The following is a 17344-nucleotide window of genomic DNA, read 5'->3' as shown; positions in this document are numbered from 1 at the left end:
AAACCGTTTACATAAATCAGTATATAAAATATTTTTTCTTAAATCAAGTTTTAGAAAGAAAATTTTTTTCATTACAAAAAAATAAACCCCTTCATTCCATTTCATTTACATACTAAAATTAGCTTTTCCGTGCGGTAAAGTCGCACTATATTCGTTTCGTAACACACTCTTTTCCTCTCATTAACAACACATACATTGTCCTTCCATACTTTCTACTCATTTGCATGAAAAAGGAGTTGAAAAGCAATTACCACCAATACGGAAATTTTGTGCATTTTGCTCTTTTTATTGCTTTAGGTTCACTAGTCCTTTTATCTTGATGGACATAGAGCACGGCTCCCTACTATCACTTTTTACCTTGTAAATATATGTTCCATACTATAAAATCTAATAGTATTTATATTTTTCAGAAAAATCAAAACAAAATATGAACTTTATTGTATAATGTTGTAAAAAGATGTCGGAGGGATTTAATGTTAAATACAATATCTCAATTCACAATTAAGCTTTCATCAATTCTTTTATCACTCTTACTATTACTAAATTTACCTTATTTATTTATCACTCAACAAGGATTTACCTTTCAACCAATTTATTTTTTTAATCAGATCGTTACTATGTTAAAACAGGTTTTCTCCCCTGAATCATTAGTAGTTATCGGATCAGACCCGAAATTTGGTAGTTTCAAAAAGACACCATTATTTCCAACTGTTTTAGAACCTTACCTATATTCATTTACTGTATTATTTATAGCCTTTTTTCTTGCGCTCTTTCTATCATCTAGTATGGCATTTTTTTATTTTTTAGCAAAAGATTATATAAAAAAATGGATAAACCGAATTGTGTTCATATTAGAAGCTGTCCCTGATATGATGATGATGATTTGTTTGCAAATATTTTTCATATGGGTACTTCAGAAATTCGGGGAATCTCCTGTCACCATTATTTCTTTTAATGAAAATCGAGCTTATTTACTCCCCATTTTATCTTTAGCAGTCTTACCCACATTACAAATGTTTCGGATGATGGTGTTATACATAAAAGAAGAACATGGAAAACATTACGTAGAGGTTGCATATGGAAAAGGACTTTCATCAAGTTATATACTATGCATTCATTTATTCAAAAATATATCTATCCATTTCTTTCACCATTTAAAAACGATTTTTGTTTTCTTACTTTCTAACTTATTCATTTTAGAATTTGTTTTTAATATGGAAGGCATTATTCAATTTTTATTTAGGAAGGCGTTTGTTTCACCTCCTGCTGCATTTATCATACTCGTCATGATTATTTTACCGTTTTATTCTATTTTTCAAATAATCACTTTTATGATGAATAGATGGCAAAAACAATTGAAAGGAGCTGCTCTATGAAATCTATTTGGAAATCAAAACGCTTTTTAATCGGCTTTACTTATCTTTTCATACTTATTTCAGCTAGTTTTATTTATAGTTGGTTCTTTAAAGATAACATCCCAAAACCTCCTCAGTTACTTTACAATGACAATAACGAATTACTTGGAAAGGCCCCCTTTCCACCATCGTTAATGCCGCCTTTTGGAACTGATCGTTTTGGAGAGTCTGTTTTCTTACAAATTGTAGAAGGAGCAAAATTCACCATTTTATTAGCCGTGGCAATTAGCTTCTTTCGAATTTTATGCGGAACATGTATAGGAATCCTCTTAAGTTTATATGCTCCAAAATTCAAGAAATTTTTCCAGGCGTGCTCAGAAGTTTTTTATTATATTCCAACTCTATTTATCGCATTCATACTCATCACGCCCGTTAATATTGTAATCACATCAAATGCTGATAGATTAGATCCAAATATTTCATTTACGTTTTATCAAGTACTCGTACTTATTTTCGTCGCTCTGCCTACACTTTCTTTATATATATCCTCAGAGGTTGATGAATTTATGAAACGAGATTACATTTTAAGTTCACAATTACTGGGTGCTAGCCGTTTTCATATTATCAAAAAACACTTACGAGTCTTATTACTTGACCGCTTATTTGTATTATTTATGGAACATATCGTCCAAACGCTCATCCTCGTTATCCATTTAGCATTGCTTAATATTGTAATTGGCGGGATACAAATGCGTGAACTCTATGACGGAGTGCCCAAACCTGTTTCTCTATCTAATGATTGGGCAGGCCTTATTGGATTAAATCGTTATGAAATGAATCTTTCATGGTGGATTATTTTTTATACTCTCGCTTCATTCTTTATTACGATTCTATTTATTAAGCTTATGACAATCGGGATTCAAGATGCACTGAAAGCAAGAGATTCGCAAGTTGTAGCAATTAAAACCGTTCCAGATCATAAAAAATTTGTAAAAAATAAAGATTCTTTTTCGTTTGCAAATAAATTGAACCTTTAATCATTTCTCATTAATCAGCATTAATATTAAAAAAAAGCTGATCCCTGTTGAATGCAGGGATCAGCTTTTTTATGCCGTCTAACTTTTTTAATGTCCTTTGCTAGACACATATTTTTTATATTTAGAGTGACTTATTTACAATCACAATTATGCTGTTTAAAATCGATTACCATACGTCCTTGAATTCTACCTTCTTCCATTTCTTCAAATACATTTTGTACTTTATCTAGAGAACAAGTTTGAACAACCGGCACAACTTTTCCTTCGGCACCGAACATAAATGCCTCTTCTAAATCTTTACGAGTACCGACTAGAGAACCAACTACTTCAATTCCGTCTAGTACAAGTCGTGGAATGTTTAAATCCATAGTTTCTACTGGTAAACCTACCGCAACTACTTTACCGCAGGCACGTACTGCATCAACCGCTGAGTTGAATGCTACTTTAGAAACGGCTGTTACTACAGCAGCATATGCCCCACCAAACTCCTCTTGAACAATCTTATCAGCTGTACCTTGAGTAATTGGGTTGATAGTCATATCGGCACCAACCTCTTTTGCCAAGGCTAATTTGTCGTCATTAATATCTACTGCAATTACCTTTGCACCAAATACATTTTTTGCATATTGGATAGCTAAGTTACCTAATCCACCACAACCATAGATTACAATAGGTTGACCAGGTTTAATATCTGATACTTTAATAGCTTTATATGTAGTTACGCCTGCACATGTAATTGATGATGCTTGAGCAGGATCTAATCCTTCTGGTACTTTCACCGCATAATCAGCTGTAACAATACATTGTTCAGCCATACCACCATCTACTGAATAACCAGCATTTTTCACTTCACGGCAGAATGTTTCTCTACCCGTTACACAATATTCACAACGTCCACAAGATTGGAACATCCATGCAATACTTACACGGTCACCTATCTTTAGTGAAGTAACATCATCAGCAATTTTAGTAACAATACCTACACCTTCATGACCAAGGATGCGGCCATCTGTGTTTCCAAAATCATGATTCGCAACGTGTAAATCAGTGTGGCAAACTCCACAATACTCTACATCTACTAGCGCTTCACCCGAGTGTAACGGCCGTAATTCCTTTTCAATAACTTCAATGTTTGCTTTGCTGTTTTTATTAACTACTACTGCTTTCATATGTGATCTCCCCTTTAGTGTTTTAGAGTTTTAATGAGTTTATCTCACAACTACTGTCCTCACTATTTTGGCTAATTATTGTACCAAATTTAAGTGTTCAATCATCATTACAGGTTCATCATAACATGGAATTTCATAAGAGAATTGTGAATTTATGAACAATATTTGAATTATTGCATAAATTGGTTTATTTTATATATGTGAATTATATAGAGTATTTTTAACTGAATGCTTTTAAAGATGAGCGCTTATGAATATAAGTAGGTCGCATTTTTCTACAGGAAAATAAATCAACTACATTTAGAGATTATATAATCAAACTATCCACCAATATAAAAAGCTCTTCATTTGAAGAGCTTTTTATATTCGCTTCATTGAAATTGTTTCACGTATGCTTTGTAAATTTTGCAGTGTTTCCTCCTGTCGTTGCAACGACAATCCTACATACAAAGTATCTAATAAACTTAGCTGCGCTAAGCGTGATGAACTTGCTTCCGTACGAAATTCTGTTTCACGTGTTGAAGTATAAAGTGTTATATTAGCAAGTTGACTTAGTGCTGATTTCTGATAGCTCGTAATTGCAATAATGCAAGCTCCCCTTGCTTTTGCTACTTCTAACGCTTCCAGTAATCCTTTATTACTACCAGAATGAGAAATTGCAATGACTACTGCTTCTTTTGTAAGTAAACCAGCACCCATAATTTGAAAATGAGAATCTGTATGAGCAATACAAGAAATACCCGTTCTCATAAATTTATGATATGCATCCATCGCAATAATTCCAGAGCCACCATTTCCGTAAAACTCAATTCGGTTCGCTTCTTGCAAAGCTCGTACAGCTTGCTCAAGTGCGGTGTCATTTAACAAATGTAATGTATCTTGCAGCCCTGTAATATGCGAATGAAAAACTTTTTTAGCAACAGTTACCATACTATCTTCTGCTGATACTTCTTCATGAATATTTTGCATCGGTGTATGTACAATTTCACGAGCTAATGTAATTTTCAAATCTTGAAACCCTTGAAAACCAAGGTGTTTACATAAGCGGAATATCGTAGCTTCGGAACTATTCGTAACTTCTGCTAATTCCGTAATCGATTTATGTACAACATCTTGTGGATGTTTCAAAATATGTTCGGCAATACTTCGTAATTTCGGTGATAAACCATTTAACGAAGCCTGAAGCTTTCCAATCCCACTTCTTGTACCAGGCATAGCATATCTTCTCCTTCTATAGTAGCTTTATCCCGTATTAACGGGCAAGTAAGACTCCCACCTCAAAATCCGATGAATGCAAGGGAGTTAGCTGGGAGATCAACTACCCGTAAAAACCCGATTGGTTCAACTAATAATCAGTGAGGATGGACCCCCCCACTGATTAAAGTTTCACTTTATTGTACCTAATTATTGAAAGAAGAAAAACCTTTATTCGGCATCTCTATACATTTTAATTTCTCATATGTATTCTGGCGTAACATGTAACACAATTATTCATATTTATTATTAGTTTCCCCCGTGTTTCACTGCGTATAATGCTGCTTGTGTACGATCATCTACTTCCAATTTAGCCAATACGTTAGAAACGTGTGTTTTCACAGTTTGTTCTGTAATGTGAAGCTCTGCTGCAATTTCCTTATTACTTCTTCCTTTCGCAATTTCACGAAGTACTTCTTTCTCCCTTTTCGTTAACTGAGAAAAAGGATTTTCTTTTTCCTTCTTAACAACTGAGCGACCGAATAATGCAGGAGTTACTTTCGGATGGAAATTTGCATTTCCTTGATGTACTGCAATGATAGAAGCGACAAGTTGCTCCGGTTGTACTTCTTTTAATTGATAGCCATCTGCCCCAGCTTGGAGTGCTGGTAAAACATAATCTTGTTCTGAAAAACTGCTTAACATAAGTATCTTTATCGCCTCATCGTATTGTTTTATACGTTTCGTCGCTTCAATACCGTCCATTTTCGGCATTGATAAATCCATTAATACTACATCTGGTTTTTCTTTTTGAACGAAAGTTAATGCTTCTTCACCATTTTCTGCTTCCCCAATAATTTCAAATTCTTCTCTCGTTTTCAAAAAGAATACGAGTCCCCTTCGAACGATATGATGATCTTCTACAAGTAGTAATTTAATTTTCATAGACGTTCTCCCTTTCAAACCGGTAATTGAATTTCTATTTTCGTTCCCTTTTCCAGTTCTGTTTTTATTCGAAAATTCCCCTTCATTAATTCGATTCGTTCCTTCATACTTTTCAAACCAAACGCTGACTCTCTTACTTGATTCTGTATAAACCCTATGCCGTTATCTTCTACGTGAAAATGTAACTGGCTATTTTCCATTCTTAAACGAACATTTACCTTTTCACACGAAGCATGTTTTTTACAATTATGTAGTGCTTCTTGACTAATACGCCATAAAACATCTTCTATTTCATCTCCAATTGAAACCATTCCATCAATACGAACTTCTACTTGGATCCCTAATAACTTTCCGTAATTTTGAATTGCTTCTGCCAAACCTTTTTCTAATCCTTCAGGTCTTAATTGCCAAATCAATAGCGTCATCTCTTGTAATGCTTCTTGCGATAATTCCCCAATATAACTTAACATCTCTTGCAAATCTCTATTTTGCGTCATATTCAGAGTACCTTTCGCTGTTAGCATAATAGAAAATAACAATTGTTTAACTGAATCATGTAAATCACGAGCCAATCGATTTCTTTCAGCTACAACTACGTATTTACGTTCTTTCTCCACTAATTGAATACGTTGTATTGTCGTTCCAATTTGAAATGCAATCGATTCTAATAACGCTAACTCTTCCTCAGAAAAATAAGTCTTATGAGGTGCGGCCACATTTAATAGACCAAATTTTTCTGATCCGGACCTAAGTGGAATTGTCGCATGATGTGTAACATCTTCTGTTTCACCCCAATTACATTCGATCGCATCTTCTATTCGCTTACATTCAATAATATTTGTCGCTTTTTCTAATCTGCCATTCACAAAACGCTCTACACACCAACATTCTCCTTCACACATCGGCTTCTTCTCTTGCCACGTAAGAGCTGGTGGTAAGTTTTCGTCTACAAGCATACGGTGCTTTCCACTTTCATCAATAAAGAATATCCACCCTGTTTGTAAATTCATAACTTGTAACAATGTATGTAAAACTTTTTCTAACATGTCCTGTAAATTCGTTGCTTCATTTAGCAATTCCGCAATTTCTTTTAATGCTTCTAAACGATGCATCTCTTTTTCTTCAAAGTTCATTCTCATCACCAACTATCATTATAACATTAAGAAATTTCTAAATTCTACAAACAAAAAAAGAACCGAATTCCTTCAGCTCCCTTTTCGGAGATATCCCATACATTTCATTCAAATCTGCTGATTTGCAAATCTAAATTCTAAACCAAAACAGAAATTAGCTAGTTTTCATTAACTGTCTGATAAAGATTGTCCCACATGGATATTCTGTAAACTTTCAGTGTTAACGAACATATTCGCTGCTGGCATTTGTACTTGATTTTTATGGAACATAGACATTAATTCAAATCTTACTTGTCTAGAAGTTTCAAAATAATCTTCTGGCCTAATCAAACCTGTAATACAAAATTCATATCCAACATATTTAAGGTTAGGATTTAAGTCTGTAACCCCAACATATTTAAATGGTTCAACAGCTTCATCATCTACTCTATAAAGACTTTCATCCAATTTCCCATTACAAATAACACATACTTCTTCTAACAATTCCTTAACTCTTGTAGGATCTTCCTGATAACTTACCGTGATACGTTCAATTACTCGCATCCATCCTTTATTAAAATTTTGTATCGTTCTAATCTCTCCGTGTGGTATGGTAAGTAGCTTTCCTGACCATTCACGTATTTGCATAAAACGAATACTAATTTCCTCAATAGTTCCTGAATTTGTTCCGTTAAAAGTAACAAAATCGCCAACACGAAACTCTTTGTCCGCTAATCTCGCAAAGCCTAATATGACATCTTTTAGCATCTGTTGCGCAGCAAAACCAATGACAACTCCCGCTATCCCTGCACCTGCAATAATGCTTTTTATATCTACAAATTGACTAATTAAATATATGATTAGACTGATGATAATGATATATCTAAAAATAGATCGAATGACACTTTGAATCGTCTGCTCTACTTCTTCATCAAAAAAGCTGGACTTTCTAAAAAGCCAATCAATAATACGATTTATTACAAACGAAATAATGATAAGAACTAAAGCAAATAGTAAAAACCTTAATAGTAAAAACTCCCTTACATAATTAAAAAACTCCTCAGTATACGCTAATAAACTCATCTATTCACTTCCTTATTTATGAAAATTTCATGCAAAGCTAATCTATTGTAATTACTTATTGATTATCTCAAAATTTGCTTTCGTAACTTTTTTCCCTGACCTTTCATTTTACTTTCTTAACTATGTATTTGTATCCCTAGTTCATCTTCAGCGATATAACCCTTTCATCAATCTTTCCACTTCAGATGTTCTTTTCTATTTACTATAAATATACCCTTTTTAATAATCTAAAGGGAGATTACAATAGAAATTTTTATAAACAACTTTGTAATACTCACCTCGTTCAAAGGAATACATTCACATAACACCGAATAGTTCATTTGATATTTTTTTCACGGAGGTTACAATTAACGGGATATATCGAGGAACTAAGAGAGGTTGTTGGATCAAGGCCACTCAATTTAGCAGGAGTTGCTGTAGCTGTTTTAAATGATCAAGGACAAATATTACTACAACAAAGACGAAATGGCATGTGGGGTGTTCCTGGAGGCTTTGTGGAACTTGGTGAATCCACAGAAGAAGCCGGAAGAAGAGAAGTGCTTGAAGAAACAGGTATTGAAATTGGTACACTTCAGTTAGTAAGTGTATTTTCAGGTAAAGAGTTTTTTGTGAAATTAGCGAACGGAGATGAATTTTATCCTATAACAATCGCTTACCTTTGCAAAGACATTAAAGGTAGCTTGCTAAAAGCTGATGGAGTTGAATCATTACATGTACAATTTTTTGATTTAAATCGGCTACCAGAAAACATTAGCCCGTTCATTAAAAAGTTAATTCAACAGCAAGTCGTTTCTATTTAAATGTGAAAAAGAGACCTTTTTAAAGGCCTCTTTTTCACTTCACTTCTGCATGTAAACAAGATTTAAAATGTCCAAGTGCATATTCATGTCCTTGCGCATTAAAAGATGCAACTGCCTTTTCATATACAACAATTTTAAATCCTTTATTATAAGCATCTACTGCTGTATGAAGAACACAAATATCAGTGCAAACCCCTACAAGATGAACTTCTTCTATTCCTCTTTCTCTTAACTTCATCTCTAGATCCGTTCCAGCAAATGCACTGTATCGCGTTTTGTCCATATAATATACATTCGCAGCATTTCTATATTTTTCGTATACATCTTGTAATTCACCGAATAAGTCTCTTCCATTTGTACCTGCTATATTATGAGGAGGGAATAACTTTGCTTCTGGATGATATTCATCATTTTCTTCGTGTTTATCAATTGCAAACACTACATAATCTCCATTTTCAATATATTGCTTCGTTATCTGTACAAGTTCCTTCTCAATTTCTTGACCTGGTTTCCCGCAAGTTAAAGCACCTTTTTCAGCTACAAAATCATATGTATAATCGATATTAATAAGAGCTCGTTTCATAACTACTATCTCTCCTTCTCCTGTTTCACAATAAACAATAGAAAATTTGTTATTACGACATCGTATGTACTATTCGACATTTCAAATGAAATACCTACATTTCCCTTGCAAAACTTGCCTTAATCTAAGTTTATCATAAAACAGATACACAATGACAAAACATACTGTTCCTATTAGCATGTCATGGATTTGATAATTGAGCGTAACTTCAACCACCTCTTGTAAAGTAAACCAGATTATCGAAATTATCATACTAAGCAAGATGATACGAACAAATCGCTGCACACCTTCAACCTCTTTCACTTTCGTAGTAGTAAAGAGGCATTTCTTACTATTCATACGTACTAGAAAGTGAAACAAATTATTCTCAATGACCCAATTATATCCAAATTAAAAAGTACACTACTACTTGAAGTAATGTACTTTTTATCCATAATTAAGACGCTGGCTTCGTTTCAAACGTCGCTTGATTAAAGCTAATGACTTTTCCTTTTGGGTCATTATTTTCAAACTGAGCTGCAGTAATCGTATGACTACCTGTCTCAAGTGTCTTTTCTTTTAATTGTACTGTTGTCTGTGTTGTACTAGTTACTTGATGTTTATCTGCAAATATTTGATCTACAAATACGAATGTTTCTTTATCGTTTTGAAAATTAGAAAGTTCTAATTCAACTTGCTGAATTAAAGTATCTTTTTTGATAAATACAGTCGGTATATTGCCGTTTTCAGAAGTACCATCTGGTGTAATGACTTTTACTTTCCCTTCTCCAACTGGTACTGTCCCTTCAGGAAATACAACCATACTCTCATCACTCGCATTTACAACTCGTTCTTCCTGATTTGACTGTGCATCCTCTTTTTCCTTTGGAGCACCACAGCCTACTAATAGCAATACAGACAATCCAGCGATTATGAATTTCTTCAAAATTCATCCCCCCTGTAGTTTCATTATTATTTATTATACAAAAATAACTTTGTAATTTTAAAACTATTTTTAACACTTTCATGAACAAATACTAGTAACTTGCTCACGATTACTCTACCATACTTTCCTTAATAGAACATTAATTTTTTTAATGAAATAAATAGTAATTTCATCTTATTTATCATTTTAGCCCAACAGATTAATAAAATACCTGTCCAAAATAAAAAGACATTGTCTTTTCAATGTCTTTTCTACATAACATTTAGAAAATAAATGTTGTAATCTCATCAACTTCTTTTCGAGAAAGTTTCTTCGGCTTATCTTTCGGAAACCCGAGTGAGATTACCATATTAATTTGTTTTTGAGGCTCAATTTGTAAATATTGTCGCAGTTCATCTTGAGCTAATAATACAGGTCCTGTCATTGGACAAGTGCCAAGTCCTCTCGCATGTGCAGCCAACATTAAGTTTTGTGCAGCTAAACAGCTACTCTTAATTCCTTCCTCTTCCCATACTGAATCAGGAACGAAGGCAATTGGGTCAAATATCTTTTCACGAAATTTCGACTCGTAAGGCGTTGCTAAACATACAATTAACACTGGCGCCTCCGAAAAAGCAGTTGCATAAGGTCCAAATGAACGTGTTAATAACTTACCTGCTTTTTCTTCTCCATTTTCTGCCGCCCTTGCCGCAAGTTTATGTAATGCATCCCATGTCATTTGTTCAATTTCTTTAATTTTCTCTCGATTCATAATGACCAAGAACTCCCACGTTTGTGAGTTCGTATCACTCGGTGCATAACGAGCACAATCAATAATTTCTTTTATATCACTAGTGGATACTTCTTGTTCTGTAAACTTTCTAACACTTCGTCTACCGTGAATTACTTCTTTAAAATCTTCATAACTCATACATTAAATCCCCTTTTTACAGCGTTTTCAAAATTTGTCCTACGGTTGAATTATATCATGAAAAAAAGCTGGGGGAATACCAGCTTTTTTCCTCATTATTAATTTGTCACTTTAAACAAACTAATACTTTCTTCATATGCAGCTTGTAGTTTTTTCGTAATTGGTCCTCTTTCGCCGCTTCCAAACTTCTCATCACCAATTTGAACAACAGGGAATATTTCAAGTGGTGTCGCTGTAAAGAAACATTCATCAGCCTCGTATACTTCTTGCAATGAAAATTCACGCTCTTCTACTTCAATATGTAAAGCTTCCGCTAATGTAATTACGTAGTGGCGAGTAATGCCGTGTAGAATGAAATTATCGGCCGGATGTGTAATTAATTTATTATTTTTCACCATGAAGAAATTCGAATGACACCCTTCTGTTACAGCTCCATCTCGTACTAATATCGCTTCTTGATACCCTTGCTCGTTTATTTTATTTTTAATCATGATATTAGGTAGAAGGTTTAAAGATTTTATATGACAGTACTTCCAGCGTATATCCTCTTCTATAGTAACCTTTATTCCTTGTTCCATAGTAGCGGTAGGTCTTGGAAACGAAACAATATTCGCAAAATATGTTGGTTGTAAATCTTTTTCATACACATGATTTCGAGCTTGAGCTCCACGCGATATTTGAAGATACACATTCCCATCCTCTTGAAATTGATTTCTTTCAATCATTTGATGAAGTTCTTCAACTAACTCTTCCTTTGTAAACGGCGGAACAATATTTATTTCCCTCATAGATTTAAAAAAGCGTTCCAAATGTAAGTCTAATAAATGAGGCTTCCCATCGTATAGCCTAAATACTTCATATATGCCGTCACCAAATTGGAGTCCTCGCTCTTCTAACGCAACCATCGGCTGTTCTTCTTTCGTATTTACAATTCTTCCGTTAAACAAAATCCAATCTTTATGAGTAGCTTTCATTCCTTCCCACTCCTTTATTCCATGATTGGTTTTATTGTACAACTTATCCACATTTAAAAGAAGGAATTTTCTGTATTTAACTAAACAAAAAAGTACATCACCTATTTAAAGTGATGCACTCAACCATTCATTTATTTCAAAAAATATTTTTCAATATCATCTAGCATTAAGTTTGCAGCTTTAATACCACCTGCTGTATTCCAAATTACTTCATCCACTTGGAATACTTTATTGTCTTTAGAAGCCTGTAGCTGCTTAAAGAGTGGATCTTCTGTCCATTCTTTTGCTAACGTGGTTCCTTCGTTATTCTTATCTGCATCTTTATCAGATGTGAAGTAAAATAAGTAATCCCCATCCATATTCGGAATTTGCTCTTTTGTAATTCCTTTTATCGCAAATTCATCTTTATCTTGTAGTGGTGGTCGCTTAAGTCCAATATCATTTAAAACAGCACCTGAGAATGAGTTTTTCTGATAAATCCGAACATCACCTGGTACAAAGCGAATGATAGAGACTTTAGAATTCAATTTATCTCCCAACTTCTCTTGCATCCCCTCAATACGTTTTTTATAATCGCCAAGAGCCTTTTGCCCTTCTTTTTCATTATTTACAGCTTTTGTATAGAGCGTAAAGTTTTCTTTCCAATCCCCGCGCAACGTTTCAGCATAAACAGTTGGTGCTATTTCTTTTAACTGCTCATATATTTTTTCATGACGCATTTTATTCCCGATTATTAAATCCGGTTTAAGCTTCATAACTGCCTCTAAATTAATATCACGCTCAGTTCCTACAACTTTCGTATCTTTTAACTCTTTTGCTAAATGAGGATACCATTCATCACCAGCACGTGGTTTTGTAGTTCCAACTGGTGTTACTCCGACAGCTAGAAGAGCCTCCGCACCCTCATTTGTTAAAACGACAACTTTTTTCGGTGTACCATTTACTGTCGTTTCACCCATTGCATGCTTTACAGTATACGAATCTTTTGCTTTAGCGGATGTATCATTTTCTTTTTTCTCTTCTTTGCTACACCCTGCGATTATTACCATAAGTATCATAATGCAGAACATAAATATTTTTTTACTATGTACCATATGTCCTCCCTAGATGAAATTGATTATCATTAACAATTAAAGGTTAATGTATATTACATACATTGTCAATGTATATCAGAAAACTTTTTTAATATATACAATTTAAATTCTATCCGCTATTCAAATGTTTATTTTTAAAATAAACTATATAAGTATGAAAATAATAAACGTTCTTAAAATGCGTATCTACGTTATACATAAATACGCATTCATATTACATTATAAATTCATTTTCTAATATTGATTATATTTAATATATGATGGATCATTATACACCCACTGATTTCCACCAAGGTTCAACCAACTGTTTTGATTAATAAATACTAAATAAGATTCTGGTTTATTTAATTTACGAATTACTGACGAAGATGTTGATGGACCACTTCTTAAATTCACATTCGTTCCTTGTATATATGCGACACCGATTGCGCTTCCATCACTATTGCTCGTCTTTACAAAATTAATGTACGATGGGTCATTATACACCCATTGTCCATTTCCTAAGTCTAACCATCCGTTACTTTCTTGATATACGGCATACGATTCTGGAGAGTTTAGTTGACGAATTACTGACGAAGATGTTGATGGACCACTTCTTAAATTCACATTTTTCCCAAGAATATAAGCAATCCCCTTCGTTTGTGGTGTTGGCTGAGGGTTTGGAGGTTGTGGATTTGGAGGATTCGGAGCTACTCCAAAAACAGCTGCTATTCCGTTTGCATATGCTTGACATAGATCTTCAATAAATTGTGGGTTTTTCAATAAATTCGCATCAAATGTTGTATCAATAAAAGCAGTCTCAGTTAAAATTGCATCCATTGCAGTCTCTCTTAGTACCGCATAATTTGCTTTTTTGGCTCCTCGGTCACGAAGACCATATTTTATTAATACAGGATTGACTGCTACATGCATTTTTTGTTGCTTTTCATATGCGGAACTACTATTAGATAGCCCGTTGTAAATATAACTTTCAAACCCAGTGCCACCGCCACTATTAATGTGAAATGAGATAAAATAATCTGCACCAAATGAATTAGCAATATTCGCACGTTCTGATAAAGAGATAAACACATCACTATCACGTGTCATTTTAATATTGATTGGATAATTTGCAGATAAAATATCTCTTACACGTCTAGCAATTTGAAGTGTTAACTCTTTTTCCACTAACCCATTACCAACAGCACCGGAATCGTATCCACCATGCCCTGCGTCTATAACAAGTTTCATATATCTTTTTCGTTCCTTTCTTTTTTGTAATACGCTTTCATTTCTACTCGTCCTATTTTATGTTAATTGTACAAGTTCCGTTACAAGTACAAATAAAAAAACCCCTTATGTAAGGGGATTTCTATCACTTTTTTTTAACCAATTTAAAATGAATATGTATGATTGATAGTGGATGTAACGTACGCAAAATAAAAGAAATAAAAGAAATATTCCAACACCGCTATATAGCAAACCAAACTTCAAAAAGATGTTCAAAAGAGGCGGGAAATGAGATGTGTTTTGTAATACAAATAACATGCAAAACAAAATTACAAACACAGGTATATATTGTAATTCATATGGTCTTCTCTTCTTATACATTCTTTTTCGAATGAAAATCTGGCATAATTCTGCTACAATAAAGCAACTTCCAACTAATGCAAGACCAACAGTCATTGTCATACGTTCACCTACCCCATATTCATTTCATTAAGCAATCAATATTCACTATATTTTCTTTACATACATTCCATTTTCCTCACTAAAACCAGATCCCTCTATGAACGATTTAGCTTGTTCCGTAAACATCTCCTGCAATACTTTTATTTCTTTCACATTTCTCTGTTTCATCATTTCTTCAAATGTAAAATACGTATTTGTCCCGTATCCATAACCTTGATAATCAAAATGAATAAGTAACTGTGACAAAATAGCACTCTCTTCTTGAACGCTATAATCTATTACACCAATATATGTATCATCAACTTTCACACAATACTGAACCTTTTTCTCATCTAAGCTGTGTGAATGAAACATTTCTTTTACAGCGCTTTCATTTTCTATATTTACTTTCTCAAACGTAATCATATGTTGTCCATCCTTTTACTATTATTGTATCAATAATAAATGCAATTTATGAAAAAAACCTTAAGATCGAATGCGACCTTAAGGTTTTTTATTAAACTAAGCTATACGCACGCTTTGTTTCTTCATGGAACTTATTCGTATCGTATTTATGCTCAACATAAATTTGATGCCATACCATAAACGCAAGTACAGTCCAAATTTTACGGCTATAATCACCTTTATCTGCACAATGTGCTTCCAGTAAGTTTAATACATACTGTTTTTCGATTAAATGCTCAGTTTTGCTTTCTTTAATAATATTTACAGCCCAATCGTGCATTTCATCTTTTAACCAGTGACGAATCGGTACTGGGAATCCAAGTTTTTTACGATCTAACACGTGATCCGGAACAATTCCACGAGCAGCTTCACGTAATATAGCTTTCGTTGTTCCGTTTGCAATTTTAAATTCTGTCGGAATTTTAGATGCAACGTCAAATACTTCTTTATCTAAGAACGGTACACGAAGTTCTAATGAATTTGCCATCGTCATTTTATCAGCTTTTAATAAAATATCGCCGCGTAACCATGTGAACATATCAATGTACTGCATTTTACTTACATCATCATAATCTTTAATTTCGTTATACAATGGTTTCGTGATATCCATATAGTTAACACTTTCATCGTAATACTTCATTAATTCAGCTTTTTCTTCTTCACGGAAGATTTTCGCATTTCCATAGTAACGCTCTTCGATTGGCGTGCATCCACGCTCTAAGAAGCTTTTTCCTTTAAACCCTTCTTTAAGAGCACCACTTAATGCCTTTAGAACACTCTTTCCTGGGCTAGGAATGTAAGAGAACATTTTTAAAGAGTTTGGCTCACGATAAATGTTATATCCACCAAATAGCTCGTCTGCACCTTCACCAGAAAGAACAACCGTTACATGTTTACGCGCTTCTTTCGCAACGAAATACAATGGTACAGCTGCTGGATCCGCTAAAGGATCATCCATATGCCAAATGATTTTTGGGAACTCATCCATAAATTCTTGCGCTGTAATGAATACGTTATGGTTTTTAACTCCTAATTTCTCAGCAGTTTCTTTCGCAACATCAACTTCACTGAAACCGCGTTGTTCGAAACCAATAGAGAATGTTAATAGATTTGGATTCATCTCTCTTGCGATAGAAGCAATAATAGATGAATCGATACCACCAGAAAGGAATGAACCTACTGGTACATCACTACGCATATGTACTTTTACAGAATCGTATAATACATCACGAATTGCTTGGATATGCTCCTCTTTCGTTGCGCTTGAAGCGTTGAAATAAGGATTCCAGTAGCGATGGATTTCCATCTCTTTACCGATTTCTTTTACGAAGTAATGACCAGGCTCAATTTTGTTAACATCAATTGTTAATGTTTCTGGCTCTGGACCATATTGGTACGTAAAGTAGTGTTGTAGTGACTTTGGGTTTACCCCTTTGTCTTCCATTACATGCATAATACTTTTCTTCTCAGATGCGAAGAATGTAGTATCACCTTGTTGTGCAATGTATAAAGGTTTAATACCGAAGTGGTCACGTGCACCGAAAAGTTTCTTTTCTTCACGATCCCAAATCATAAATGCGAACATACCACGAAGGTAGTCTACACATTTTTCTTTCATATGTGCATACAATGCAATAATAACTTCTGTATCCGATTGTGTAGCAAAAGTTGCACCTTTTTCAAGTAACATTTCTCGTAGTTCTACATAATTGTAAATTTCACCATTAAAAATAATTACATATCGATCATTTTCATAAGTTAGCGGCTGATGTCCTGCCTCTAAGTCAATGATACTTAAACGGCGGAAGCCAAATTGTACATGTTCATCACGAAAATATCCTTCGTCATCTGGACCGCGGTGGAAAATCATCGTGTTCATATTTTCAAATTGATGTTTTTCTGTTTCTGAAAACCCTCTAGGGTTTTCACATAAACATCCTACAAAACCACACATACTTCTTACCCTCTTTCGGTTTTCATTCTGTTTCTATACTATATATCAACCCTATTTATACTAGCATAATCAACTGAATATGGCGACCAAAAAC

The 17344-nt window shown here is 34.0% G+C and carries 18 protein-coding genes; 3 read left to right on the top strand and 15 right to left on the bottom strand.

The features are described from left to right. Positions 1–473 precede the first annotated feature (473 nt). A complete protein-coding gene (locus tag KPL75_RS25085; protein ID WP_002148218.1) occupies positions 474–1376 on the top strand; it encodes an ABC transporter permease subunit in 903 nt (300 codons plus the stop codon). Further along, on the top strand, positions 1373–2392 hold the full coding sequence (locus KPL75_RS25080; RefSeq protein ID WP_219918278.1) for an ABC transporter permease: 1020 nt from the start codon (positions 1373–1375) through the stop codon (positions 2390–2392). The genes KPL75_RS25085 and KPL75_RS25080 overlap by 4 nt, the downstream gene beginning before the upstream one ends. A gap of 131 nt (positions 2393–2523) precedes the next feature. On the opposite strand, the gene adhP is transcribed toward KPL75_RS25080, so the two are convergent. The 5 genes from adhP to KPL75_RS25055 form a co-directional block, all read right to left on the bottom strand. After that, complete coding sequence (gene adhP / locus KPL75_RS25075) at positions 2524–3561, bottom strand: alcohol dehydrogenase AdhP (protein ID WP_219918277.1); 1038 nt, start codon at positions 3559–3561, stop codon at positions 2524–2526. 360 nt (positions 3562–3921) lie between these two features. Next, a complete protein-coding gene (locus tag KPL75_RS25070) occupies positions 3922–4776 on the bottom strand; it encodes a MurR/RpiR family transcriptional regulator (protein ID WP_219918276.1) in 855 nt (284 codons plus the stop codon). Positions 4777–5064: 288 nt separating this feature from the next. Beyond that, positions 5065–5700 (bottom strand): response regulator, encoded by a 636-nt coding sequence (locus tag KPL75_RS25065; protein ID WP_219918275.1) that lies wholly within the window; start codon positions 5698–5700, stop codon positions 5065–5067. Positions 5701–5714: 14 nt separating this feature from the next. Further along, positions 5715–6812, bottom strand: a complete 1098-nt coding sequence (locus KPL75_RS25060) for a GAF domain-containing sensor histidine kinase (RefSeq protein WP_258237055.1) — start codon at positions 6810–6812, stop codon at positions 5715–5717. Between the two features lie 189 nt (positions 6813–7001). Further along, positions 7002–7895, bottom strand: a complete 894-nt coding sequence (locus KPL75_RS25055) for a mechanosensitive ion channel family protein (RefSeq protein WP_219918273.1) — start codon at positions 7893–7895, stop codon at positions 7002–7004. Positions 7896–8218: 323 nt separating this feature from the next. Between KPL75_RS25055 and KPL75_RS25050 the strand changes: the two genes are divergently transcribed. Next, positions 8219–8695, top strand: coding sequence for an NUDIX hydrolase (locus KPL75_RS25050; protein ID WP_219921159.1), 477 nt, complete (start codon positions 8219–8221; stop codon positions 8693–8695). A gap of 34 nt (positions 8696–8729) precedes the next feature. Here the strand turns inward: KPL75_RS25050 and KPL75_RS25045 are convergent, their stop codons facing one another. From KPL75_RS25045 to asnB, 10 genes are all read right to left on the bottom strand, one after another. Further along, positions 8730–9278 (bottom strand): cysteine hydrolase family protein, encoded by a 549-nt coding sequence (locus tag KPL75_RS25045; protein WP_219918272.1) that lies wholly within the window; start codon positions 9276–9278, stop codon positions 8730–8732. Positions 9279–9359: 81 nt separating this feature from the next. Further along, positions 9360–9638, bottom strand: a complete 279-nt coding sequence (locus KPL75_RS27565; protein WP_258236992.1) for a hypothetical protein — start codon at positions 9636–9638, stop codon at positions 9360–9362. Between the two features lie 76 nt (positions 9639–9714). Then, complete coding sequence (locus KPL75_RS25040; protein WP_219918271.1) at positions 9715–10203, bottom strand: putative periplasmic lipoprotein; 489 nt, start codon at positions 10201–10203, stop codon at positions 9715–9717. A gap of 262 nt (positions 10204–10465) precedes the next feature. After that, positions 10466–11113, bottom strand: coding sequence for a nitroreductase family protein (locus tag KPL75_RS25035; RefSeq protein WP_219918270.1), 648 nt, complete (start codon positions 11111–11113; stop codon positions 10466–10468). 98 nt (positions 11114–11211) lie between these two features. Beyond that, entirely contained in the window at positions 11212–12087 is an 876-nt protein-coding gene (gene dat / locus KPL75_RS25030) for a D-amino-acid transaminase (protein WP_219918269.1), read from the bottom strand. Between the two features lie 131 nt (positions 12088–12218). Beyond that, complete coding sequence (locus tag KPL75_RS25025) at positions 12219–13181, bottom strand: ABC transporter substrate-binding protein (RefSeq protein ID WP_219918268.1); 963 nt, start codon at positions 13179–13181, stop codon at positions 12219–12221. Between the two features lie 234 nt (positions 13182–13415). Further along, on the bottom strand, positions 13416–14411 hold the full coding sequence (locus KPL75_RS25020) for an N-acetylmuramoyl-L-alanine amidase (protein WP_219918267.1): 996 nt from the start codon (positions 14409–14411) through the stop codon (positions 13416–13418). Positions 14412–14516: 105 nt separating this feature from the next. Further along, complete coding sequence (locus KPL75_RS25015) at positions 14517–14852, bottom strand: hypothetical protein (RefSeq protein ID WP_219918266.1); 336 nt, start codon at positions 14850–14852, stop codon at positions 14517–14519. A 45-nt stretch (positions 14853–14897) separates the two neighbouring features. Beyond that, positions 14898–15257, bottom strand: coding sequence for a GNAT family N-acetyltransferase (locus KPL75_RS25010; RefSeq protein WP_219918265.1), 360 nt, complete (start codon positions 15255–15257; stop codon positions 14898–14900). Between the two features lie 91 nt (positions 15258–15348). Next, complete coding sequence (asnB, locus tag KPL75_RS25005) at positions 15349–17250, bottom strand: asparagine synthase (glutamine-hydrolyzing) (RefSeq protein ID WP_002148240.1); 1902 nt, start codon at positions 17248–17250, stop codon at positions 15349–15351. Positions 17251–17344 lie beyond the last annotated feature (94 nt).

This window comes from Bacillus sp. NP247 (assembly GCF_018966865.1).
Lineage (GTDB): Bacteria > Bacillota > Bacilli > Bacillales > Bacillaceae_G > Bacillus_A.
The sequence above is the reverse complement of the archived record's forward strand: the minus strand, read 5'-3'. Positions and strand labels throughout refer to the sequence as shown.